Annotated in this window: 26 protein-coding genes; 1 reads left to right on the forward strand and 25 read right to left on the reverse strand. The window is 39.4% G+C overall.

Annotated elements, in window-relative coordinates:
- Nucleotides 1–2: 2 nt before the first annotated feature.
- The 10 genes from ACVR1I_RS05295 to ACVR1I_RS05340 all read right to left on the reverse strand — a co-directional run bounded on the left by ACVR1I_RS05295 (nt 3) and on the right by ACVR1I_RS05340 (nt 7,460).
- The gene (locus tag ACVR1I_RS05295) at nt 3–761 is read right to left on the reverse strand and encodes an SDR family NAD(P)-dependent oxidoreductase (RefSeq protein WP_447442952.1); all 759 of its coding nucleotides are present in this window, start codon (nt 759–761) and stop codon (nt 3–5) included.
- A gap of 78 nt (nt 762–839) precedes the next feature.
- Entirely contained in the window at nt 840–1,439 is a 600-nt protein-coding gene (locus tag ACVR1I_RS05300) for a lysozyme family protein (RefSeq protein WP_447442953.1), read from the reverse strand.
- Between the two features lies 1 nt (nt 1,440).
- On the reverse strand, nt 1,441–2,415 hold the full coding sequence (locus ACVR1I_RS05305; protein ID WP_447442954.1) for a nucleoid-associated protein: 975 nt from the start codon (nt 2,413–2,415) through the stop codon (nt 1,441–1,443).
- 1 nt (nt 2,416) lies between these two features.
- Entirely contained in the window at nt 2,417–3,673 is a 1,257-nt protein-coding gene (glyA, locus tag ACVR1I_RS05310) for a serine hydroxymethyltransferase (protein WP_447442955.1), read from the reverse strand.
- 35 nt (nt 3,674–3,708) lie between these two features.
- Nucleotides 3,709–4,299 carry an L-threonylcarbamoyladenylate synthase gene (locus ACVR1I_RS05315; protein ID WP_447442956.1) on the reverse strand — a complete coding sequence of 197 codons (591 nt, stop codon included), beginning with the start codon at nt 4,297–4,299 and terminating at the stop codon, nt 3,709–3,711.
- The gene (prmC, locus tag ACVR1I_RS05320; protein ID WP_447442957.1) at nt 4,274–5,122 is read right to left on the reverse strand and encodes a peptide chain release factor N(5)-glutamine methyltransferase; all 849 of its coding nucleotides are present in this window, start codon (nt 5,120–5,122) and stop codon (nt 4,274–4,276) included. The genes ACVR1I_RS05315 and prmC overlap by 26 nt, the downstream gene beginning before the upstream one ends.
- On the reverse strand, nt 5,122–6,201 hold the full coding sequence (prfA, locus tag ACVR1I_RS05325) for a peptide chain release factor 1 (protein WP_447442958.1): 1,080 nt from the start codon (nt 6,199–6,201) through the stop codon (nt 5,122–5,124). Before prfA ends, prmC begins: the two co-directional genes overlap by 1 nt.
- 6 nt (nt 6,202–6,207) lie before the next feature.
- A complete protein-coding gene (locus ACVR1I_RS05330) occupies nt 6,208–6,789 on the reverse strand; it encodes a thymidine kinase (protein ID WP_447442959.1) in 582 nt (193 codons plus the stop codon).
- 87 nt (nt 6,790–6,876) lie between these two features.
- A complete protein-coding gene (locus tag ACVR1I_RS05335; protein ID WP_447442960.1) occupies nt 6,877–7,185 on the reverse strand; it encodes a VanZ family protein in 309 nt (102 codons plus the stop codon).
- 11 nt (nt 7,186–7,196) lie between these two features.
- Nucleotides 7,197–7,460, reverse strand: a complete 264-nt coding sequence (locus tag ACVR1I_RS05340; RefSeq protein ID WP_447442961.1) for a hypothetical protein — start codon at nt 7,458–7,460, stop codon at nt 7,197–7,199.
- A gap of 84 nt (nt 7,461–7,544) precedes the next feature.
- Here ACVR1I_RS05340 and ACVR1I_RS05345 point away from each other — a divergent pair, with 84 nt between their 5' ends.
- On the forward strand, nt 7,545–7,727 hold the full coding sequence (locus ACVR1I_RS05345) for a 4-oxalocrotonate tautomerase (RefSeq protein WP_447442962.1): 183 nt from the start codon (nt 7,545–7,547) through the stop codon (nt 7,725–7,727).
- Between the two features lie 22 nt (nt 7,728–7,749).
- Here ACVR1I_RS05345 and ACVR1I_RS05350 read toward each other — a convergent pair whose 3' ends face one another.
- The 15 genes from ACVR1I_RS05350 to ACVR1I_RS05420 all read right to left on the reverse strand — a co-directional run bounded on the left by ACVR1I_RS05350 (nt 7,750) and on the right by ACVR1I_RS05420 (nt 24,415).
- The gene (locus tag ACVR1I_RS05350; protein ID WP_447442963.1) at nt 7,750–9,525 is read right to left on the reverse strand and encodes an ABC transporter ATP-binding protein; all 1,776 of its coding nucleotides are present in this window, start codon (nt 9,523–9,525) and stop codon (nt 7,750–7,752) included.
- Nucleotide 9,526: 1 nt separating this feature from the next.
- A complete protein-coding gene (locus tag ACVR1I_RS05355) occupies nt 9,527–11,269 on the reverse strand; it encodes an ABC transporter ATP-binding protein (RefSeq protein ID WP_447442964.1) in 1,743 nt (580 codons plus the stop codon).
- A gap of 107 nt (nt 11,270–11,376) precedes the next feature.
- The gene (locus ACVR1I_RS05360; RefSeq protein ID WP_447442965.1) at nt 11,377–11,958 is read right to left on the reverse strand and encodes a xanthine phosphoribosyltransferase; all 582 of its coding nucleotides are present in this window, start codon (nt 11,956–11,958) and stop codon (nt 11,377–11,379) included.
- Nucleotides 11,959–12,018: 60 nt separating this feature from the next.
- Nucleotides 12,019–13,002, reverse strand: a complete 984-nt coding sequence (gene guaC / locus ACVR1I_RS05365) for a GMP reductase (RefSeq protein ID WP_447442966.1) — start codon at nt 13,000–13,002, stop codon at nt 12,019–12,021.
- A 291-nt stretch (nt 13,003–13,293) separates the two neighbouring features.
- Nucleotides 13,294–13,917, reverse strand: coding sequence for an endonuclease III (gene nth, locus ACVR1I_RS05370; RefSeq protein ID WP_447442967.1), 624 nt, complete (start codon nt 13,915–13,917; stop codon nt 13,294–13,296).
- Between the two features lie 75 nt (nt 13,918–13,992).
- On the reverse strand, nt 13,993–14,874 hold the full coding sequence (locus ACVR1I_RS05375; RefSeq protein ID WP_447442968.1) for an aminoglycoside phosphotransferase family protein: 882 nt from the start codon (nt 14,872–14,874) through the stop codon (nt 13,993–13,995).
- A gap of 100 nt (nt 14,875–14,974) precedes the next feature.
- On the reverse strand, nt 14,975–15,688 hold the full coding sequence (locus tag ACVR1I_RS05380) for a helix-turn-helix domain-containing protein (protein WP_447442969.1): 714 nt from the start codon (nt 15,686–15,688) through the stop codon (nt 14,975–14,977).
- A gap of 177 nt (nt 15,689–15,865) precedes the next feature.
- Complete coding sequence (locus tag ACVR1I_RS05385; RefSeq protein ID WP_447442970.1) at nt 15,866–17,401, reverse strand: chloride channel protein; 1,536 nt, start codon at nt 17,399–17,401, stop codon at nt 15,866–15,868.
- A gap of 8 nt (nt 17,402–17,409) precedes the next feature.
- The gene (locus tag ACVR1I_RS05390; protein WP_447442971.1) at nt 17,410–18,480 is read right to left on the reverse strand and encodes an ABC transporter substrate-binding protein; all 1,071 of its coding nucleotides are present in this window, start codon (nt 18,478–18,480) and stop codon (nt 17,410–17,412) included.
- The gene (locus ACVR1I_RS05395) at nt 18,477–19,250 is read right to left on the reverse strand and encodes an ABC transporter permease (RefSeq protein ID WP_447442972.1); all 774 of its coding nucleotides are present in this window, start codon (nt 19,248–19,250) and stop codon (nt 18,477–18,479) included. The genes ACVR1I_RS05390 and ACVR1I_RS05395 overlap by 4 nt, the downstream gene beginning before the upstream one ends.
- Nucleotides 19,250–20,050 carry an ABC transporter permease gene (locus tag ACVR1I_RS05400; RefSeq protein ID WP_447442973.1) on the reverse strand — a complete coding sequence of 267 codons (801 nt, stop codon included), beginning with the start codon at nt 20,048–20,050 and terminating at the stop codon, nt 19,250–19,252. The genes ACVR1I_RS05395 and ACVR1I_RS05400 overlap by 1 nt, the downstream gene beginning before the upstream one ends.
- On the reverse strand, nt 20,034–21,188 hold the full coding sequence (locus ACVR1I_RS05405) for an ABC transporter ATP-binding protein (protein ID WP_447442974.1): 1,155 nt from the start codon (nt 21,186–21,188) through the stop codon (nt 20,034–20,036). The genes ACVR1I_RS05400 and ACVR1I_RS05405 overlap by 17 nt, the downstream gene beginning before the upstream one ends.
- 63 nt (nt 21,189–21,251) lie before the next feature.
- On the reverse strand, nt 21,252–22,151 hold the full coding sequence (gene murB, locus ACVR1I_RS05410; protein ID WP_447442975.1) for a UDP-N-acetylmuramate dehydrogenase: 900 nt from the start codon (nt 22,149–22,151) through the stop codon (nt 21,252–21,254).
- Nucleotides 22,152–22,264: 113 nt separating this feature from the next.
- Nucleotides 22,265–23,125 (reverse strand): homoserine kinase, encoded by an 861-nt coding sequence (thrB, locus tag ACVR1I_RS05415; protein ID WP_447442976.1) that lies wholly within the window; start codon nt 23,123–23,125, stop codon nt 22,265–22,267.
- Between the two features lie 3 nt (nt 23,126–23,128).
- Nucleotides 23,129–24,415: a homoserine dehydrogenase gene (locus tag ACVR1I_RS05420; RefSeq protein WP_447442977.1), complete on the reverse strand. Its 1,287-nt coding sequence runs from the start codon at nt 24,413–24,415 to the stop codon at nt 23,129–23,131.
- Nucleotides 24,416–24,505 lie beyond the last annotated feature (90 nt).

Raw genomic sequence — 24,505 nt, forward strand, 5'->3', positions numbered from 1 at the left:
AATTATTGACGATGAATGGTAAATCCTGTTGCTTGTTGGGTTGCCATTATGGTAATGTCTGAAATTTGAACATGTTTGGGTTGGTTAGCGATGTAGAGGGTAATATCGGCAATATCTTCTGGCTTCAACGCTTCGATACCTTGGTAAACTGAGGCCGCACGTTCCTTATCACCATGAAAGCGCACTTCACTAAAATCCGTTTCAACAATTCCAGGTTGAATCGTGGTCACCTTTATGTCTTTTTCAATGGTATCAATGCGAATGCCATCACTCAGGACCTTTACAGCAGATTTGGTAGCTGCATACACAGCTGCTCCTGCATAGGCATAAATTCCTGCTGTTGAGCCCATATTGATGATATGGCCATGATTTTCTTTTACCATTGCGGGTAAAATCTGGCGTGTCATCAATAATAGTCCTCTGACATTGGTATCCAACATCGTTAACATGTCTTCACTATTATATTCGTAAAATTTTTCCAAACCAAGAGCCAAACCAGCATTATTGATTAAAATATCAATTTTTTGAACATCGGACAAAATGGTTTGGCAAACAGATTGAATGGCTTGAGGATCTGTTACATCCAACTGATACATCCATACTGTAACACCATATTCGTTTTCAAGCTCTGCTTTGATAGCTTGGAGTCGTTCCGTACGTCGACCTATTAAAATCAGACGATCCCCTTGTTTGGCAAAAGCAAACGCAATCGCTTTTCCAATACCACTTGTCGCACCTGTGACTAATACTGTTCGAGACATCTTTTTTCCTCCCTTAACTACATCTATTATAGCACTTTTTGATAAATAGAAAAAACGAATCCTGTTATTCGATTCGTTTTAGATAAGATTCATGAGTTTCATCAATTTCATATTGAAATAAACTTGTCTGGAGTAATAGATATTTCCACCATTGACATAGAGTTTTCCGCCATGCATCAGGGCAATCGGGTGGTAATAAGTATAGGAGTCTCCTCTTGTATTGCCTAGGCTTGGTGCTACGACCTCTTTTGAGTACGTAGTTGCCAGATCAATGGTATTGCGTCCTCCATTTTTAGCAATATAATCAATATAAGCCGGTCCATAATTGTAGGCTTGAACTGCTGTCCAGACATCAACTTTTGCTTTTTCTGCTAGCATCAAATTTTGACTGAGGTACTCAACTCCTTGTCGAATACTCTCTTTACTATCTGTAATGGTATTGGCATAGCCTGATGCTGATTCGCTCGATTGCATAACATCCGCTACTTTCCCCTTCGTTTCAGTGTAAATCATCGCTAGAATCAATTCCTCATTTGCTTGACTATCATTTTCAGCAAGCACTTCTTGGACCATCGATTGGTAGGTCATCACTTGCTTGACATTTTGCCAAGTTTTATAGGAATAATAAGCGAGAAAAACAAGGACGACAAGGAAAATCGTTCTTGTTAATTTTTTCATATTAGTGGTTCTTTATGTCTTCTATATTTTTGATTAAGATGGAATAGGTCCCGTTCTCATTCTGGATAAATTCAACGGATTCAGCATCTTGGTAGATAGTATTCGGGACAATCAATTCAATTCCATTGGAGAGGGAAAGTTTTTGATTTTCAAATTTTTTCAGTTGGCGTGAGCTATCAATCTCTTGAAAGCTAATCGTCTCTGGAACAACTTCTTTTAACTGGTCAACAAAAGTCAAACGCGCAGTCAAGTTTTGATCAAAGAGCTGATTGGCTAATTTTTCAGGAGAAAGTTCCCCTTCTTCTTCAAGAGTAGAAAAAATAGCTGATTTGACTTTGGATTGAAATTGAAAATCATCCTGCTGAAAATTATCTGCAATCTTCTGAGCAGTCTTTTCGATCGCTTGAATTGATTTCTTTGGAGAAATCGTTGGCTGGTCCTGCAATACATTTTCCGAGAAATAATTCAGAAAGGCACCATTGTACTTGATGCGTTTTTCAATTAAATGGTATTTCCTAGAAGCCAACTCAACGACAATTGCTTCGTCAGGTGCAGCTCCTGCACTTGGCAGGTTATTCTGAGTCAATTTGAGTGGACTGTCGCTATTGTCTGCGATATGCACCAAATTTTCTCTCAGCGCAATGCGCAGAAATGCAACATTCTCCTTACCGTTTTTTTCAAAAAGAATAAACAGTAAATCATTTGTTTTTTGATTTTCAGAAACCAAAAATTCCTCTTTCCAAAGCTGAGCGATTTGGTGAGAGGCTGCAATCAAGTCCTGAGAGATCATCTCTAAAAAGGGACTGTCCACTGCTAATTGGCCTGTTTTCGCTTCGTCTGAATAGACACGTTCAATTTTTTTTCGTAAGTATTCTTCAATCTTGGCTGTAATGGTCAGTAAAGAAGAAGATAGCTGTAATTCAGTATCTTCTGGACTAAACTGATGAAGAATGGCTTGTTTTATATAAATATCCATATTATTTCTCATATAGTGGGAAACGGTCGGTTAAAGCGCGCACTTCTTGTCGTACTTCGTCTAGGACAGTTTCATCATCTGCGTTTTTCAAGGCTTTAATAATCAATTCAGCGACCAATTGGCATTCCTCTTCTTTAAATCCACGTGCTGTAACTGCTGCTGTTCCTAAGCGGATTCCTGAAGTTTTAAATGGTGAAAGTGTTTCAAAAGGAATCGAGTTTTTGTTAAGCGTAATACAAACTTCATCTAGCAAGTTTTGAGCTACTTTACCGTTTTCAACAACCTTAGTGACATCAACCAAAAAGACATGGTTGTCTGTTCCACCTGAAATTACTCGGAATTGCTCGTCTTTCTGGAAGACTGCTGCCATTGCTTGACAGTTCTTGATAATTTGGCGGGCATACTCTTTGAAAGACGGATCCAAATTCTCTTTGAATGCGACTGCCTTAGCTGCAATCACATGCTCTAGTGGACCACCTTGAATACCAGGAAAGACAGCAGAATTGATTTTCTTTGCCAATTCTTCGTCATTGGTTAGAATCAATCCACCACGAGGACCCCGAAGGGTTTTATGGGTCGTTGTGGTAACAATGTGAGCATGCGGAACGGGATTTGGATGAAGACCTGCTGCTACTAAGCCAGCAATGTGTGCCATATCAACCATTAGTTTGGCACCAACAGCGTCCGCAATTTCACGGAATTTTGCAAAATCAATGATACGTGAATAGGCTGAAGCACCAGCTACAATCAATTTTGGAGAGACCTCTTTAGCGCGTGCTAAAATAGCCTCATAGTCGAGTTGCTCTGTTTCTTTATCAACGCCATAAGCTACAAAATTATAGGTTTTTCCTGAAAAGTTAACAGGTGCACCATGTGTCAAATGACCACCAGCAGATAAATCCATCCCAAGAACTGTATCTCCCGGTTCAATCAAAGACATATAAGCAGCAGCATTTGCTTGGCTACCAGAATGCGGTTGAACATTGGCAAATTGCGCACCGAAAATTTCTTTAGCACGATCAATGGCCAAGTTTTCAATCACATCTACTACTTCTGTACCACCATAATAGCGTTTCCCTGGATAGCCTTCTGCATATTTATTGGTTAAAATAGAACCTTGTGCAGCCATGACTGCTTTTGACACGACATTTTCTGATGCAATCAATTCGATATTGTGCTGTTGGCGGTCTTCTTCTGCTGCAATGGCATTCCATAATTCACTATCAAATGTTTTGTAGTCTGCTTTATCAAAAATCATATGTCTTCTCCTTTGATATGGTATAAAGTGATGGTTTAAAAAGGCAAGTCTGGAACAATAGACAATAATGCTTCTTTGGTAATGGAACCTTGTCTTAAAATCCGAGCACGGTCGCCTGATAAGTCTAAAATGGTGGAATCTTGACCAGATAAATAGCTATCATCTTCAATCCCATTGAGTGCAACCTGAAACTGATCTTGAATCTCTGTGAAAACTTGCCCACTTGATTGCCCAGAAAGATTGGCAGATGGGCCAATCAAAGGTCCTGTCTCTTCAATGATTTTCAGTGTCACAGGGTGATTCGGAACACGAAAACCGATCGTGTCCAAGCCAGAGTTTATCCAAGTCGGCACCTGCTCATTGGCTTTTAAAATGATGGTCAAAGGTCCTGGTAAGAAATGAGCAAACAGTTTTTCTAAAAAGGGTGGTTGTTCTTTAGAAAACCGAACAATATCCTTTAAGCTCGATACATTTAAGTTCATCGCCTTGTCTCTAGGACGTTGCTTTAAATCATAAACATGATTAACAGCTGCTTCCTTTAATGCATCTGCAAACAGACCATACACCGTTTCTGTTGGTAGAATAACCGCTCCGCCATCTTTAATGGTTTGCAAACAGTTTTTCACTGTCCATCACCACCTTTCGATCCAAGCCAAATGCATCTTTTAAGAGACGAACGCGCTTTTTGGGAAATTCCTTGGTGAGTAAGTGTACCAAGTCTGGTCCCTGTTTATAGCCGATTTCAAAATATAGTTTTCCATCTTCCACCAGATAATCGGATACCTGCTCGGCTATTTTTTGATAGATCGCTAGTCCATTATCCTCAGCAAATAAGGCCAAATGAGGCTCTGAATGCCAGACGTTCAATCCAACTTCATGCTGATCTTCAGGAGCAATATAAGGTGGATTTGATACTATCATATCAAACTGTTCGGAAATCTCATTAAAAAGGTCTGATAAAATGAAATTTATATCTAGATTCTGAACGTTCGCATTCTCTCTAGCAACCTCTAATGCCGCAGAAGAAATATCACTGGCTACGATTTCCCAAGCTGGTCTTGCTTTTTTAAGGGCAAGTCCAATAGCTCCTGAACCTGTACAGAGATCCAAGACCTTAAGGTTATGCTCCTTATTTTCTTCTAAAATGAGCTGAACCAATTCCTCTGTTTCTGGTCGAGGAATCAAGACGCGGTTGTCGACTTTCAACTTCATATCTGAAAAATATGCATAACCAAGGACATACTGTGCAGGAATATGTTTAGCCAGCTGCTGGTAACTATCTTCCAGTAAGGCTGCATCTGCCTCGGTCACTTCTTGGCGGAGAGACAGATAAAAATCAGTAGTTGAGATGTTTTTTTTCTCTTTAAAGATGTAACTGAGACTTTCAGGTTCCTCACCTATCAAGCTCAATTTTTTTTCGTAGTGTGCAAAGAGCTGCGCGTAATTCATTACTTGTTCAACTCTTCTAATTTTTGTGTTTGGTCGTAAAGAACGAGTGCATCAACGACTTCGTCTAATTTTCCAGATAAAATCGTGTCTAATTTTTGCAAGGTTAAGCCAATACGGTGGTCCGTCACGCGGTTTTGCGGGAAATTATAGGTCCGAATCCGTTCTGAACGGTCTCCTGTACCAACCGTTGATTTCCGCTCTGCATCTTGTTCATCTTGGGCAATCTGTGCGAAATGGTCTGCTACACGGGCCCGGATGATTTTCATAGCCTTATCCCGGTTTTTCTGCTGTGTCCGTTCTTCCTGCATCTCCACCTTGATGTTGGTTGGCAAATGGACAATACGAACAGCTGTTGCAACCTTATTGACGTTCTGTCCACCAGCACCAGAGGCGTGGTAAATATCAACCCGAAGATCTTTCGGATCGATATCGTACTCGACTTCTTCAATCTCAGGCATAATCAATACTGTTGCAGTTGACGTGTGGACCCGGCCTTGGCTTTCGGTTACTGGAACACGTTGTACCCGGTGGGCACCGCTCTCGTATTTAAGTTTTGAGTAGACGGATTGTCCAGATACCATGGCCACAACTTCTTTGATACCACCGACACCATTGTAGGAAGCTTCCATCACTTCAAAGCGCCAGCCTTGGCCTTCGGCAAATTTTTGGTACATCTGAAGTAAATCACCTGCAAAAAGAGCAGCTTCGTCCCCACCTGCTGCACCACGGATTTCCAAGATGATATTTTTATCATCGTTAGGATCTTTTGGTAAGAGAAGGATTTTGAGTTTCTCTTCGTATTCTTCTTTAGCAGCTTTGGATTCTTTGAGTTCTTCCTTGGCCATCTCTTCCAATTCAGCATCGCCACCGGCATCTTTGATCATTTCTTCTGCATCAGCAATGTTTTGAATCACTTGTTTGTATTCACGGTAGGTTGTTACAGTATCACGTGTTCCCGCTTCTTCTTTAGACAACTCCATAAAACGTTTGGTGTCTGAGACAACGGCTGGATCGGACAACAATTCTCCTAATTCTTCATAACGATCTTCGACCGCTTGTAATTGATCGTAAATATTCATTTTTTCTTATTCTCCTTTTGGTATCTCAGGATTAAAATAGTGCTTGCGGCAAACCGGGATATAGGTCTCGTTGCCACCGATTTGGACTTGTGCTCCTTCATAGACGGGTTTCCCATTTTCTGTTCTTAAAACCATGGTCGCTTTTTTGGAGCAATACTGGCAAATCGTTTTGATTTCTTCAATCTTATCTGCTAAGAGTAATAGTTCTCGGGAACCTTCAAAAAGATGATTCTGGAAGTCATTTTTTAAGCCAAAGGCCATAACTGGAACATCCAAATCATCGACAACCCGAGCCAAATCATAAACATTAGGTCTGGTTAAGAATTGAGCCTCATCAATTAAAATACAATAGGGTTTCTCAGGCAAGGAGGAGATATAAGCAAAAATATCGGTATCATCCGCAATCGGAATCGCTTCTCTCCGCATCCCGATACGGCTCGAAACTAAGCCAAATCCATCACGGGTATCCAGAGCACTGGTCATGATGACAACAGGTTTTCCCTGTTCTTCATAATTATGGGCTACTTTCAAGATTTCAATGGTTTTTCCTGAATTCATAGTGCCATATTTGTAGTATAGTTGTGCCACTTTTTCTTTTCCATTCTAATAAAGTCACTCATTCTATTTTAACACAAAATCATGTCTTTAGACAGAAAAAAGGCAAGTCAAAATAGACTAGCTTTTAGATGTAATGTATTTTTGAATATAAGGATTTAAACCATTTCCAATCACAAAGCCAACAGTGTTGGTGACAATATCACCGATATCAAAAAATCCTAGCGAAAGGAGGTATTGCAGACCTTCAATGCAGAAAATAAAGATGATAAAGTAGCATAGAATTCTTGGACGAAACCGCATTAAGGCTCCCATTGGAATAAAAATTAGGACATTAAGAACAGGCACAAAGACATCAATCTGGAGCATATCACGAAAATAGGCTATTAAATCCCAATTCCATCCTTTTAAGCCAATATTTTTGAACAATAAGGCATAGATTAGAATGAGAAAGTAGGATAAATAAAGAACAAATAGGATGGGCGATTGATTTTTCCTTTATAGAGTAGCCTAATACTCACAAAAAAGACAAGCGTTAAGAGAAGAATCGCTCCTAAGGGACGCCAAAAATCAACTCCAGATGCTGGGAATCCAAAAATAGAAACAAACCGGTTATATAAAAAATTCATAAAAATCCATCTTAAAATGAGAAAGGATAGGACTAGCACCAAACTATCTATTAGGATTGTATTTTTCTTTTTCATACTGCTTCTCCTGTTTTCGTTTCATTGTACCATAATCGAGTATAATATGATAAAATGGTATAAACCAATAGGAGGATTGTTACGATGCCATTTGTGAAAATTGATTTATTTGAGGGACGTTCAGACGAGCAAAAGATTGCCCTTGCCAAAGAGGTGACAGAAGTTGTCAGCAAACATACTGGAGCCAGCAAGGAAGCCATTCATGTCTTTATCAATGACTTGAAAGAAGGCACTTACTTCCCTCAAGGTGAGATGAAACGAAAATAAGACCAGGCATCTGGTCTTATTTTTATGCTTCTTTTGATTGGCTAAACTGACTCATATAAAGTTCGTAGTAGAATCCTTTATCTGCAAGCAGGCTGTTATGATTGCCTTGTTCAATGACTTGACCATCTTTTAGGACAAGGATTTTATCTGCTTCTTGAATGGTCGAAAGACGATGAGCGATGACAAAGCTAGTCCGGCCTTCCATCAAGCGTTTCATGGCTTTTTGAATCAGCAATTCCAGACGTGTGTCAACAGAGGAGGTTGCTTCATCTAAAATCAAGATTTTCGGATCAGCTAGAAGTGCGCGTGCAATGGTTAACAACTGTTTTTGGCCAAGAGAGATATTACTGGATTCTTGATTCATCTCCATGTTGTAGCCCCCAGGCAAGGTTCGAATAAAATGATCGACATTGGCAGCTTTAGCTGCTTCGATGATTTCGTCGTCGGTTGCTTTGAGATTTCCGAAACGAAGATTTTCTTTGATGCTTCCCTCATAAAGCCAAGCGTCCTGTAAGACCATACCAAATTGTTGACGGTATTCTTGGCGTGATAAGTTGCGGATATCATGGCCGTCAACTGTTATACTGCCCTTGGTTACATCATAAAATCGCATCAATAAATTAATCAGAGTGGTTTTTCCAGCTCCAGTTGGACCAACAATGGCAACCATTTCACCCGGACTCACTTCTAAATTAAAATCACGAATTAAAGGTTTGTTCTCTACATATTGAAAGTCAACTTGATTAAAGCTGACTTGACCAGTCAAATCTTTTTCAAGGTTTTCAGTAGCTCTTGTCTCTTCATCAGTCTCGTCTAAAACTTCAAAAATCCGTTCCAATGATGATTTAGCACTTTGGAGAACACCCGCTAACTGAGTCAGGGTTTGAATCGGTTGGCTAATTTGGAAGACATATTGAACAAAAGCTTGAATGTTCCCGATGGTCATCTTGCCAGCCATGACCTGCAAAGCTCCTAATAAGGCAACTAAAAGATAGGTCAAATCAGAAATTCCATTTAATACGGGCATCATAATCCCTGAAATAAAACTGGCCTTAAAACCAACATCTTGTAATTCATCAGTAATCTCTGAAAATTCCTTTGTAGAGGCTTCTTCGCGACCATATAACTTTAAAACATTGAATCCTGTTAAGTTTTCTTGCACAAAACCATTCATTTTCCCCAAAACATTGGCTTGGCGTTTGAAATAAGGCTGGGATTTTTTAAGAATAAAGCGCGCCGAGAAAAATGTAATCGGCATGCTCAAAATGACAACCCAGGCCAATTGGAAATTAAGGTAGAGGACCATGCAGATGACCAAGGTCAAACTGAGCACGGCATTCACAATCTGCAAGAAAGATTGTTGTAAAGCATTGGCGACCGTCTCGACATCGTTTGTAAAACGTCCCAACATATCACCAAATTGATTTTTATCGAAATAAGAGACAGGAATTTGATTGATTTTGATACTCAAATCATTTCGCAAGTCTCGAATACTGTTTTGAACGGTTTTAGTGATGAAATAGTTAGAACCATAAGCTCCGATTTCATAAAAAAGCGCACGGATGGCATAAAGTACCAAGACCCAAAATACATATTGTGTATTGATTGCGGCACCTTCAACACCTCTTGCCATATCCAATAGATTGCTGGTCAATTCTGTAATGACCAAACCAAGAACAAAGGGTTCCAAAACATTCATCACTGCTGCCACAATCTTTAGGAAAACAGCTAAAAAGAGGGAGCCTTTATAGTGTTTTAAGTAATCCCATAGACGTAGAAAAACGGATTGTTGTTTCATGCTATGCCCCTCCTTCTTCAAATGTTTGATTTTTTAGTTGCGAATCTGCAATTTCACGGTAAATGGTATTGGACGCCATGAGTTCCTCATGTGTTCCGCGACCAACTACTTCTCCTTCGTTTAAAACGATGATTTGGTCTGCATCCATAATTGTGCCAACACGTTGGGCTACAATCAAAACAGTTGCATTTCCCGTTACTTCTTTCAGACGTTTGCGCAATGTTGCATCTGTCTTATAATCCAAAGCTGAAAATGAATCATCAAAGATATAAATATCTGGCTTTTTAACGACAGCCCGAGCGATGGACAAGCGTTGCTTCTGACCACCTGAAAGATTACTTCCCCCTTCTGCTAGGTGAGTTTCGTATCCCTCTTCACGGCTAGCAATAAATTCTTTTGCCTGGGCCACTTCAGTCGCTTCATCTAATTCTACATAGCTAGCATCTGGTTTACCGTATTTTAGATTTTCTTCAATAGTTCCAGTAAACAAAAGGGCTTTTTGAGGGATAAAACCGATTTTCTGACGAAGTGCTTTTAGATTGTAATCCCGAACATCTACTCCATCAACAAGAATTTTCCCTAGCGTTACATCATAAAAACGTGGAATCAAGTTGACAAGTGATGATTTTCCAGATCCAGTTGAGCCAATAAAAGCAATCGTTTCACCAGGTTTTGTTTTAAAAGATATGTTATGAAGAACTGGATTTTCTGTTTCACCAGGATAAGCAAAGGTAACATTGTCAAATTCTAAATAGCCATGGGTTTCTGTCTCAGTAATACCATCTTCATTTTGAGAAATCGAAATAGGCATATCCAGTACTTCTTGAATCCGCGCACTTGACACAGACATCTTTGGATACATGGTAAACAAATTGGCAAAAATCAAGAACGAAAACAGTGCATGGAAACTGTATTCAATAAAAGCGACTAAATCCCCAATTTGCAGATTTCCTCTTGATAAGGGATCTAAAGCGAACCAAACAATCGAAACAATCATGGCAATAATGATCTGTACAAAAAGAGGTTCTGTTAAACCGGTCAAGATAAACAAGCGTTTTGAAATCGCTGAATAAGTCTGATTCGCTTCTCCAAATCGTTCTTCTTGAAATTCTTCTCGTGCAAATGCTCGAATAACCCGAAGCCCCATCAAATTCTCACGAACATATTGGTTGATTCTATCCAACGTTTCTTGTTGTTTTGTAGATATTGGCCGTGTTTTGGTAGCAACATATGCCACAACTGCAACCAGAAACGGCATGGAAACAGCAACAATCCACGCTAAAGAAGGACTCGTAAGCAAAATCATGACAACTGAAAAAATCATCATCAGTGGTGTCACAACACCCATTCGAAGGCTCATTTCAGCAAATTGCATCAACACAAACGCATCGCTCGTCATACGAGTAACAAGTGAGGAAACCCCAATTTTTTCATATTCATTGTGGGAATACGTTTGTAAGGTTGCGTACATGTCCATTCGCATCTCTTTAATCATAGTTGTCGTTAATTTTCCGGATGCATAAGACAAAAAAACGCGACCAGCTATCCCTAAAACAATGATTACAAACATGATAAACGCCCAAAACGTGAGGCGTTCAGGATTATTTTTTGTGATGCCCTCATCAATCATACGTGCTAAAATTGTTGGCATCCCAAGATTCACAACGACAAATAAAAAGCCACCTAGAAAATCTAAGGCTAACCATTTGCGTTTTGATTTAAGATAAGACCATATTAAATGCATACAAACTCCTTTTCTTTCAAATCTTTTACTATTATACCATATTTTTCAAATGATTGGACTAAGATTAAAAAAAGAAACACTCTATTCAGTGCTTCCTTTTTTCTTCATCAAGCATCAGCTTCTGCAAAGACGACTTGACCGTTTTCAAATTTTTCAATACGAGCAAGGGAAACAACAGTTTGTCCTGCATCTTCTAGTAATTTTCGTCCATCTTGGAAGGATTTTTCAATGACAATACCAATGCCTTCAACACTAGCTCCAGCTTGGTCAATGATTTCAAGCAATCCTTTTGCTGCTTGACCATTGGCTAAAAAGTCATCAATAATCAAAACCTTATCCTCAGGAGACAGGAATTTTCCAGCGATAGAAACTTGACTCGTCACTTGTTTCGTGAAAGAGTAGACTTCTGCGGTTAAAATCCCCTCAGTCATGGTAATGTTTTTTGATTTTTTCGCAAAAATCATTGGAACATTCAGGGCTTCTGCCACATAAACCGCAGGTGCAATACCTGAAGCTTCGATGGTCACTACTTTTGTAATGCCTGAGGCTTTGAAATGTTCAGCAAATACTTTTCCAATTTCCTTCATCAGTGAAAAATCGACTTGATGGGTCAAAAACGAATCGACTTTTAAGATATTTTCACCTAAAACCTGACCATCTTTTAGAATACGGTCTTCTAATAACTTCATTGCGCTACTCCTTCAGTGTTTGATACTATTAAAACAAAATTTAGTTGCTTTTGCAAGTCACTAAATGGAATCACCATTCCAAATGGAATTTTTAACAATGACGTAATCAACTCGTGTCAAACTTTCCAGATCCCGACCACCAGCATAGGAAATAGAGCTTTGCAAATCTTGCTGCATCTCTGTCAAGGTCTCGAAGATACTGCCTTTGGTTGGCAATAAAATTTTCTTACCTTCAACGTTCTTGTATTCGCCTTTTTGGAATTGGGAGGCTGAACCGTAGTATTCTTTAAATTCTTTACCGTCTACTTCAATGGTTTCACCTGGGCTCTCGTTGTGACTGGCAAAGAGTGAACCGATCATGACCATGCTTGCCCCAAAACGAACGGACTTGGCAATGTCGCCGTGTGTGCGAATCCCACCGTCTGCGATAATGGGTTTACGCGCAGCTTTGGCACAAAGACGAAGGGCCGCTAGTTGCCAACCACCTGTACCAAAACCAGTCTTCACTTTAGTGATACAGACTTTACCTGGACCGATACCCACTTTTGTCGCATCTGCACCAGCGTTTTCCAATTCACGAACAGCTTCTGGCGTTCCGACGTTTCCAGCAATGACAAAGGTTTCAGGTAATTCAGCCTTGATGTGTTTGATCATATTGATAACAGAATCAGAATGACCGTGTGCAATATCAATGGTAATAAATTCAGGAGCATCTTCTTTAAGTGAGGTCACAAAATCGTATTCATAATCTTTCACTCCAACTGAGATAGAAGCAATGAGGCCTTGAGCGTGCATTTTAGCTATAAATGGCTTACGAGCTTCTTCGTCAAAGCGGTGCATAATGTAAAAATACCCATTTTTTGCGAGTTCTTCCGCCAATTCTTCATTTAAAATCGTTTGCATATTGGCTGGAACTACTGGTAATTTAAAAGTGTGTCCACCAAATACCACTGATGTATCTGCCTCAGACCGGCTTTTTACAATACATTTATTGGGGATTAACTGGACATCTTCATAATCAAAAACAGGAACATCGTTATACATGCTTATCTCCTTTAAAAAGCTAACCTACCTATCTGAATAAGACCATTCTCACCAGATTACTACGCACAGGCGTTTCCATTATAAGTATAGTATAACGTTCTGTTTTTGTCAATTAAATTTGTTTTATTTTAAATATATTTCGGTTTTTATACTTTAATTAAAGTTTGTGAAACAATTAGTTCGTCATTTTGTGGCATTCAAATATGGAATCGATTATAAGTTTAATTCATTTTGACATAGCGACTTTTTCCATTTTCAAAAGTCAAAAAACTTAGGAATACTCCTAAGTTTCTAGTCAAATTCATACAGTTGTGGAAAGGTATCACACTCTGGATTTTTCGGATGACAAACCTCCCGACCAAAGTAAATCATGGCTTGGTGAGCCGCTAGCCAAAGTTCTGGAGGCAGAACTTCCATCACTCTTTTTTCTGTTTCAAGTGGAGTTGCAGACTTTTTCACAATATTATGGTGTTTGCAAATCCGTCCAACATGGGTATCTACTGCAAAAGCAGGAATCCCAAAACCAACACTTAAGACTACATTGGCGGTTTTTCGTCCAACACCAGATAAGGCTTCTAATTCTTCACGAGTTTGTGGAACAATGCCATCGTGTCTATCCAAGAGTTGTTGGGCACATTCTTTTAAAAATTTTGCCTTGTTTCGGTACAAACCTAATCTTGAAATATGCTTTGCAATATCTGCCACATCTGCTGCTGCCATGGCTTGAGGCGTTGGATAAGCCGCAAACAACCCAGGAGTTGCCTTGTTAACTGCCGCATCAGTTGTCTGAGCTGATAATAAAACAGCACAGACTAATTCAAAATGATTTCGAAAATCCAAACTTGGCTGGGCGTCAGGGTATAGGGCAATAATCTCTTCAATCACTTTTCGAGCTCGTTTTTTTGATAAAACCATATTTTCAATCACTCTTTCTTTATCCTGTTTTAGAATATTATACCATAAGCTATTCTAAGTGAAGAAACCAGTGATTTATCCCTGATAAAAGCTCGGTATGATTGTGTCAAAATTCTGGTACCAAGCCAGCACCGCTTCGGCTCTTGTAAGCATGGTTTGAACCTGCTCATCACCAAAAGGCACTGCCCAAGGAATGGAGCCAATGACGTCTGTCGCCATGTAAAGAGCCATTAACCTCCAAAAGTTTTCTGGAATCTCTTTTCCCTTAAAATAACCATGGATAACCCCTGTCGCAAACTCTTCTGAAAGCTGGGCATTCCATATCATGCGATTGAATTCTTCATACGGATCCCCAATCTCTAAGCTGCCAAAGTCAATGATGACCAATTCTTTAGAAGCGTTTTCGATCATTAGATTTCCAACATGGTAGTCCCCATGACACAAACGTTGCGGACGATTGTCAAGTAAGTGTTGCTGTTTCTTAATAAATTCAATGAAAATACCACCTTTAGGATAGAGGGTTTTAACCTCATTGAAAGCCGTAATTTTTCGCTCAATTTTAGCCTTATAGTGACTGGCCCAGTCTGATGGTTTCTCATCAATTGGCAGGCTGTGAATTTCCCTTAGGTAGCTTCCAGCTTGTAAGCCGTAATCATACAATTCTTGGGAAGTTAGTCTATCTGCAACATCCCTAAAGTCTTCACCATCAATCCAGTCGTATAGGCTAAGAATGTGATTTTTTTCAAAGGTAACATCTAACAGCTGAGCTCGTTGGAGTGTTTTATCGGGAAGATCACTCAGGTATTTCATCTCTAAATGTTTGCGTTCCTTAAAGGATAAAGGGGATACCTTTAAGAAATAGGCTTTATCATCAACTAGCTTGTACTTCTTTTCTGGAGAATAGCCTTTCTTGATTTCTTGCTGATTTGAGAGGTTTATTGTGGATAAAGAGAGCATAATATTCCTTCTAGTTGTTTCTTTGAAAATTACTTTACAGTATCAAAAATGTATGCGATGCTTGCCTAGATTCATAGTATTTCATTTACTTCTCCTCTATCTATTTGTCTTCTTTAGGGTCATACATCTCTATTTCTTGTGCATCAACAATTTTGACATCTTTTGTTTCGATATGATAGAGGGCTGTATAGAAGAATGATTCGTAGATGATATAGTCACTGCCACCGTAATAGATTTTAGAGTGGACAAAGCGTGGAACTTGATTTTGGTGTTTGACACCAAGGTAATCCGCATACAAAAGAACAGCCATAATAACTACAAAAGCTGAGATTGACAGCAAGATTCTTTTCCAAAATTGTGTCATCGCCAGAATATAGGTAATCCCAATGGAGATAAATAGTGTCCCAATCACCGAATAAAAGCTGCCCCAACTACTGTCAGCTGGCATCATGGTCAGGAAGGTGATAATGAGAAAGAAGCCAAACAAGATAAACCCATAGCCAACTGTTTTTCGTATTCTATACCGATAGGTCCTCTTATCTTGATCTGCATAGGCCGCTACTTTTTCAATTGTTGTATCGAATTCATTTGATTTCATCTCGCTTTTCCTTTCTCCGTCTATGAGCTCGTTAATAGAAACATTGTAAAATTGGGCAATGGCAATCAGCAATCCCAAATCCGGTAGATGAACACCATTTTCCCAACGAGATACTGTCCGATTAGAAACAGCAAAGTCTTCTGCAAATTGTTCTTGGGTTAACCCATTTTCTAGTCTGAGTTCTTTTAAAAACAATCCAATTTTTTCTTGATTCATTGTGCCTCCTTTCTCCTTCAGTCTATCAGAAATTCTTTGAAAAACAAGGACAAAAAGCGAGAAAAGCCTTATTTTTTAACTAGACAACTGATGTCTGGTAAGTAAATCCACTATTTTCCACATTATACCACAAAAGACAAGGCACTGTTGGCCTTGTCTTTCTTTCAATATGACGTACTAATCCAATAAAAGGGATTTGACTTCATCCATTTTGTGGGTTTGGACAACTAGGTGAATCGTGTTTCCAAGATAGAGCATGGTTTGTCCATTGACAACTTCGGAATGCTCATGCGTGATTTGACCAGTAATCAACACTCCTTCTGGCAAAGGTAAATCTGCCACACGTCGCCCAGCGATTTTCTCAGAAACCGGTATCTCAATCAGAGTAACTTTAGACGTTTCTTTGGCATGTTCCGGAAGCATTTTTTCAAGCATAGCTTCATAAATCGGCGCACCATTTAAAAGATCCATGACTACATAGGCCGATAAAGTAACAAGGCCTAACGGCATTAACTGATGCATATCACCAACCATTTCAGTAACAAGAACAATCCCAGTCAATGGGGCTTTTGAAATCGCCCCAAAATACCCAGCCATTCCTAGTACAATGAATAGTGACAAATCTTCAGCTGTGATAAGGCCCAGCTCCAGCAAAATATGACCGATCATCAACCCTAAAACGGAACCCAATGCCAATATAGGTAAGAAGATACCACCAGGCAATCCTGAGCCATAGCTGAACATACTCATGATAAATCGAACAACAAAGAATCCCATCAGCAAACCAAGGCTTGTCTGCGCGTTCGGCAAGTGAACAATCAACTCATGTCCTCCGCCCAATAATTCAGGTAAGAAAATACCAACTGGAAGAATGAAAATAAACGGAATCAGCGGGTAAAAAGTTGGCGTCAAACGAAGCACTTTCCCAATACGCTGGTAAACAAGTGACATGGAAAGAATCACCTGCTCATAATGATAGCCAGCAAGTCCTAGAATAGCACCTGTTACAATCAATAGCCAATATTGTGTCAAATCCAAAGTCGGCAATGAAATTGGCAAATGAAGAGCGGGTGTCAAACCAAAGATTGATTGTGAAACAGCATTGGCTACCAGACTAGCCGTCAAGGTTGTTACCCAGACGAGCCGTGAAAAATGACGATAGACTTCTTCAACTACAAATAGCAAACCTGCAATTGGAGCATTAAAAGCCGCAGATAAACCAGCAGCAGCCCCACTAGCAATCAATACTCTGGTTTCCAAAGGACTTAAGTTGAATCGACCAGCAACTCCTTTAGCAGTCATTGCTCCTAACTGAATCGATGGCCCCTCACGTCCTAACATGAGACCGCTAGAGATCGCTAGGACACCACCAATGAATTTTCGCCAGAGAATCGACCACCAGTTTGATTCCATCAAACCTTTCAATTCCCCCTCTACTTGGGGAATGCCCGAGCCACGAATGCCTTTTTCACCTTTGGCTAGCCAAGATAGAAAAAGTGTCAATAAGAAATAGGCCAATGCAATAGCAAAAAGCACGAACAGGTTTTGTCGTGCCATTTGATAAAGGTGGACCAGCCATTCAAAACTATGTCCAATAAACAACCGAAATAGGCTAACCACTAAACCAACAGCAAGACCGACTACAATGCCTCTTAAGATAGAGACCATGATCGAGCTGGAGGCGTAGCGAAATTCTTTTTTTGTTTGTTCCATTTTTTCTATTATTTACGATACATTTTAAATTGAAGGTACAGGTCATTATAAAGTCCTAAGGTCTCTGCACCTAAATTGTCATAGACTTCAAGATTTTCCAAGGTGGCAGCAGTTGGATAAAAAGCTTCGTCTTCTTTCACATCTTCTGGGAGCATGTCTTTTGCTTTTCCAATCGGTGTGGCATAACCAATGTACAATGCATTGCGATAAGCATTCTCAGGCCGCAACATAAAATTAATAAATTGGTAAGACCCATCAATGTTTTTAGCTGTTTTTGGAATAATCATATTGTCAAACCAAAGGTTGGAACCTTTTGATGGGACAACGTAGCGAAGATTTTCATTTCCATCTAGCATCTCACTGGCTTCACCAGAAAAGCTAATAGCAATGGCAGCTGCATCTTGAATCATATACCCTTTGATTTCGTCCGAAACGATTGCCTTGATATTAGGCGTTAATTGATACATGAGATTAGCAGCTTCTTCTAATTGAGCTGGATCTTTGGAATTAAGACTGTAACCCAAGGTCTGCAAGCCAATTCCCATCCCCTCACGGGCACCGTCCACCAACATAATGCTGTCTTTGTATTCTTCCGACCATAAATCTTCCCACTCTTGTGGTGGATTTTTTACCATGCTCTCATTGTAAACAATACCCAGCGTTCCCCAAAAATAAGGAATGGAATAATCATTGTTTGGATCAAAACTCAATCCTAAAAACTCAGAATCAATATTTTCCATCCCTTTGATTTTTGTTTTGTCCAACTGAATCAGCATCTCTTCTTCTATCATTTTGGAAATCATGTACTCAGACGGTACTGCTAAATCATAGGTTGTTCCGCCTTGTTTGATTTTGGTATACATGGCTTCATTGGAATCAAATGTCTGGTAATCGACTTGAATCCCCGTTTCCTTTGTAAACTCATCCAACAAATCGGGATCAATGTAATCTCCCCAGTTGTAGATGACTAATTTATCAGTTGTTCCTTTGTTTTTCTTTGTTTCTAAGCTAGAGGAAATCCCAAATAAAATGAGGATAATCACTAGAACGCCTGCAAAAAATGAATAGAGTCGTCTCATGCAGTCTCCTCCTTTTCTTTTGAAATAAAGTAATAGCCAACGACAAGAAGGATACTAAAGAGGAAGACAAGTGCAGATAGGGCATTGATTTCCAGTGAAATACCTTGACGAGCGCGTGAATAAATCTCAACAGATAAATTTGAATAGCCATTTCCTGTTACGAAAAATGTCACCGCAAAATCATCTAAAGAATAAGTGAACGCCATGAAATAGCCCGCAATAATAGCTGGAGTCAAATAAGGCAGCATAATCTCTTTCAGCATTTGCAACTGGGTTGCACCCAAATCATAAGCCGCCGAAATCATATCTGCATTCATTTCTTTCAAACGTGGCAAGACCATTAAGACCACAATCGGAATCGAAAAGGCGATGTGACTTAACAAAACAGATACGAAACCGAGTTTAAAACCAATCTTAGTAAACAAAATCAAGAAACTAGCACCAATCATGACATCTGGCGCCACCATCAAGATGTTGTTAACAGATAAAAGAGCATTTTGCCATTTTTCCTTGGCTTGGTAAATATAAATCGCCCCAAATGTTCCAATAATTGTGGCAATCAAGGAACTTAAAAAGGCAAGAAAGAATGTCTGAGCCAAAATCAACATGAGGCGATTGTCACTCAACATGCTTGAAAAATACTCCAAGGTAAAACCGGTGAAGTTATTCATATCACCGCCCTTGTTAAAAGCGTAAAAAATCAGATAAAAAATAGGAAGATAAAGGATAAGAAAGGCGACAACGAGATAAATTTTTGCAATTTTTTTCATTATTTTTTCCTTTCTTTTGTTAACCACATGACAGCCAACATTGCAAGGATCAAGACCACACCAATGGTAGATCCCATTCCCCAGTTTTGTGTTGTCAGAAAATGTTGCTCAATAGCGGTTCCCAGGGTAATCACACGGTTTCCTCCAATTAGCCTAGTGAGCATAAAGAGGCTTAAACTTGGGATAAAAACAGCTTGAACACCACTTCTGACACCATTCATTGACAAGGGGAAAATCACTTTCCAAAATGTCTGCCAAGGATTGGCTCCTAAATCTCTACTCGCATTGATGAGATTAGGATCCAAATCATCTAAGACCGTAAAAATTGGTAAAATCATAAAGGGAATTTCAATATAACTTGCAACTGCAATAAAAGAGAAATCCGTAAATAAGATTTGCTGGGCACCGATTCCAAAAAATCCTAAAAACTGATTAATGGAACCATGTTGACCAAAAATACCAATAAAAGCATAGGCCTTGAGCAATAAATTCACCCAGGTTGGTAAAATAATCAACATGAGCCACAATTGCTTATGCTTTAGCTGGGTTAGAAAAAAGGCTGTCGGATAAGCAAATAATAAGGTGACCAAGGTAATCAGACCAGCGTAAAGAATGGAATTCAAACTCATGCGAAGATAGGTCATGTTCGGTGAGTTAAAATAGGTCTGGTAATTGGCTAGAGTTGCATTGTCATGAATGTCAAAAAAAGATTGGTAAACAATAAGGACAACTGGTGCCAAAACAAACAAGGCTACCCAGAGCAAGTAAGGCGCAACAAAGAAATTAGAGGTTTTCTTCATTTCTTTCCTCCTCAATCGCGTTGATGAGACCTTCTTCCACCTCTTCTGTTTCAACGTATTCTTCAATACGAGCATCAAATTCTTCTTCTGTTTCATTGAGACGCATGATGTGGATATCTTCTGGCTCAAAATCAAGTCCGATAATCTCTCCCACAATTGCTTTTCGTGTGGAATGAATCATCCATTCATTGCCCAAATCATCATAAGCAATAATCTCATAGTGCACCCCACGGAAGAGTTGCGTATCAACCTTAACTTGTAACTTGCCTTCTTCTGGAAGCGTAATTTGCAAATCCTCTGGACGGATGACAACCTCTACTTCCTCATTTGGACGCATCCCTCCATCAACGGCTTCAAACCGTTTGCCATTGAATTCCACCAAATAGTCTTCAATCATGGTTGCAGGAAGAATATTGGATTCCCCGATAAAGGTTGCAACAAAGTGGTTAATCGGCTCATCATAAATATCAACTGGCGTTCCTGATTGAACAATTTCTCCATCATTCATGACAAAAATCCAATCACTCATCGCAAGTGCTTCTTCCTGATCATGAGTGACAAAGACAAAGGTAATCCCAAGACGTTGCTGTAATTCCCGTAACTCATACTGCATCTCTGTCCGCAATTTCAAATCAAGCGCTGACAAGGGCTCATCTAAAAGGACAACACGTGGCTCGTTAATAATAGCACGTGCAATGGCAACCCGTTGGCGTTGTCCACCTGATAACTTTTGAATCGAACGGTTTTCAAAGCCTTCTAAACGCACCATTTTTAAGGCTTCGGTAACCCGTTTCTTGATTTCTGATTTTTCAATTTTCCGTAATTTAAGTGGAAAAGCGACATTTTCAAAAACCGTCATATGGGGAAAGAGGGCATAGGATTGAAAGACAGTATGGACATCGCGTTTATTGGTCGGTACATCATTGATTCGTTTGCCGTCCAACATCACGTCGCCCGAGGAGGCATCCAATAATCCAGCAATAATATTTAAAATAGTAGACTTACCAGATCCAGAAGCACCAAGAAGGGTATAAAACTTGCCCTCCTCCAATTCAAAATTTATATTTTTTAAAACAGTTGTCCCATTGTCTTCAAAAACTTTTGACACATTTTTAAATTCAATAATTGGATTTTTCAATTTTTTTGATTCCTTATATTCGTGTATTACAGATACAGGCTCTGTGAGACCACAAAAAACAAACTACAAACAATCACCTAATATACGAACTTCACGCTCTAGGGTAATGCCAGAGGATTCATTTACAACCGCAATTACATGGTTGATGAGATTTTCATAATCGCTTGCGGTTCCATCAGCTACATTTACCATAAAACCAGCGTGTTTTTCAGACACTTCTACCCCACCCATACGATGACCTTTTAAGCCGGCTTCCATGATCAACTGACCTGCAAAATGTCCCAAAGGTCGTTTGAAAACAGAGCCACAAGATGGGTATTCTAGTGGTTGTTTCAATTCTCGCAAGTGTGTCAAACGATTCATTTCCTGTTGAATAGCCGTATGGCTACCAGGTTTTAAAGCAAATTTAGCGGATAAAACAATCGCTCCGTTTTCTTGTAAAATCGATGACCGGTAACCAAAACGCAACTCTCTAGCATCTAATGTCTCAACATAGCCAGCAGGTGTTAAGATTTGAGCGGACACAAGAATATGGGCAATCTCCCCGCCATATGCACCAGCATTCATAAAGACTGCTCCACCGACACTACCAGGAATGCCACAAGCAAACTCAAAGCCTGTCAAGGAATGATGCAGTGCAACATGGGTTGTTTCGATGAGGTTAGCCCCTGCTTCAGCTTCCAATGTATAGCCCGAAATAGTGACCGAATTCAGTTTGTCCATGCGAATGACAAAGCCACGAATGCCACCATCCCGCACAATAATATTGCTTGAATTCCCCAAAACCATCCAAGGGATATTTTCCCGGTTTGCAAACTCAACAATCCTCACAATTTCATATCGATTACGAGGAAAAGCCAGGTAGTCTACTGCCCCCCCGACTTTTGTATAGGTATAATCTTTTAACGGCTCATCAAATCGAATGTCTATTCCATTCAATTCTAATAATATTTTTTCTTTCATATTTTTCTCATTTCAAATTTAGATACATCTAGTCAATTATACCAAAAAAACCAATAAAAAACTAATTATCTTTTTTTAAGATAAAAAAATGCCCATTTTTTAAATGGACATTTTTAGATCACTTGAACACCAGATAAATCAACATTTAATAATGCAATTTCACCATCAAATGTTTCTTGTTGCAAAGCCTGAATCAGTTGTTGGGTATTCGCTTTTGGACTCAATACCATAACGGTTGGCCCCGCTCCAGACAAATAGGTTGCATAGGCTGCATGCTCCTTTGCAATTTGCTTAATTGGATAAAATTCATGGACCAAACGTTGACGATGTTGTTCATGAAATAGATCCGATTCAATCGCTTTTCCAGCTGTTTTTAAATCGCCTTTTACTAGGGATGCCACTGCCACATTAGCAATGGAGCTAGCAGCTACTGCTTTTTTATAAGAGAGCTGATTTGGTAAAACACCACGACTATCCTTTGTACGTAATTGGTAATTCGGAATAAAGGCTACAAAATCAACCTCTGGAAAATCGGAAACTAGAGCTGTAACTTCCTTATTGACATAACTTGCTACCACCAAATTACCATAAATTGCCGGTGCGACATTATCTGGGTGGCCCTCGATTGACGTTGCAATTCGCAACTTATCTTCTTGACTTAGCTGCAAATCGCCCAATTGATTGGCCAATTCAATCCCAGCTACAATAACTGAACTCGAGGAACCCAATCCACGCGCCAAGGGAATATCGCTCGTCATTTTTAAGCGATGAGGTTGTATATTAGGAGCAACTTTCAACGCTGTTTTGATGAGGAGATTTCGTTCATCCGTCGGAACGAATTCCAAATCATGCTCAATAAACCACTCATCTTGGTCGTTTAGAATGTCAATGGTTAAATATTTTGACAATGCAACACCAACCGAATCAAAACCTGGGCCGATATTAGCACTTGTTGCAGGAACAATAATTTTCATCTATTATTCTCCTAACACTTTAAAACAATTTAAGACAGTAAAGTCTTCTGACTGAGCTAATTTTCCACTCACTTTTTCCAACTGCTCCTTGTTCATCAAGTGTGTCACAATCACAAGACGTGCCTCATTATTTGAAACTGGCTTTTGTAAAATTTGTTTGAATGAAATATCCTCTGAATGGAAAATTTCTGCCAATCGTAACATTTTGCCACTTGTATCAGGTGTAGTAATGGAGAAATAGTAATGACTTTGAATATCTGTTGGATTGGCTAATTTGACAGGGCGTTTGTATTCCGTAAATGATTTACCAACAGTATCGTCTTTCAAACGGCGGACAATGCGGATAATATCAGCTAAAACACTTGTTGCAGTCGGTTTCTGACCTGCGCCAGGACCGTAAAACATGGATTCTCCAATACCGATTGATTCCACAAAGACAGCATTCATCACGCCATTGACACTTGCTAGAGGATGATTCTTAGGAAGGAAAGTTGGTGAAACCTCCGCTGCCAATCCTGTCGTTGTCTCAGAAATATCTCCGACCAATTTGATGACGTAGCCTAAATCCTGTGCAACAGCCACATCCTCAGGTGTAATACCAGAAATTCCCTTATGTGTAACATCATCAAAATCAATGGTCATCCCAAAACCAAAATGACTCAAAATAACGGCCTTGTAGGCAGCGTCAATGCCTTCCACATCGTTTGTGGGGTCACTCTCTGCATACCCCAATTCTTGAGCAGCTTGTAGGGCTTTTTCATAAGTCCACCCTTCATCAACCATCTTTGTCATCATGAAGTTAGACGTTCCATTTAGGACACCTAAGATACGAGTGATTTTATCCGAAGCAAACGAATTTGCCAGTGTCCGTAAAATCGGAATCCCACCAGCTACTGCCGCCTCGTAATAAAGGGCAACACCATTCTGATGAGCAATTTCATTTAATTCCTTACCATGTATAGCTAAAAGATCTTTGTTTGCTGTCACAACATGCTTTCCAGATTCCAAAGCCTTTGTAATGAAAGTTTTAGCAGGTTCAATCCTTCCCATCAACTCCACAACAATTGAGATGTCAGAATCCGTCAAAATCTCTTGTACATCTGTTACAAAATGATACGAATGGCCAGCTGCTAATAATTTTTCTTTTTCATTATCATCGCGCACCAAAATCTTTGATATCACAATGTCTTCTTGTGCTGCAATCGCAATTTTTTCTCTGTTCTCTGTTAATAAAAATGGTATCCCACTGGCTACTGTTCCAAACCCTAATAATGCAATATGAACTGTCATAGCTAATCCTCTTTCGAATATTTTCTCTATTATACCAAATTTTCTGATAATTAAATAGTATTTTTTTGGTATAATAGAATTATATTATTT

The organism is Streptococcus cameli, assembly GCF_053207365.1.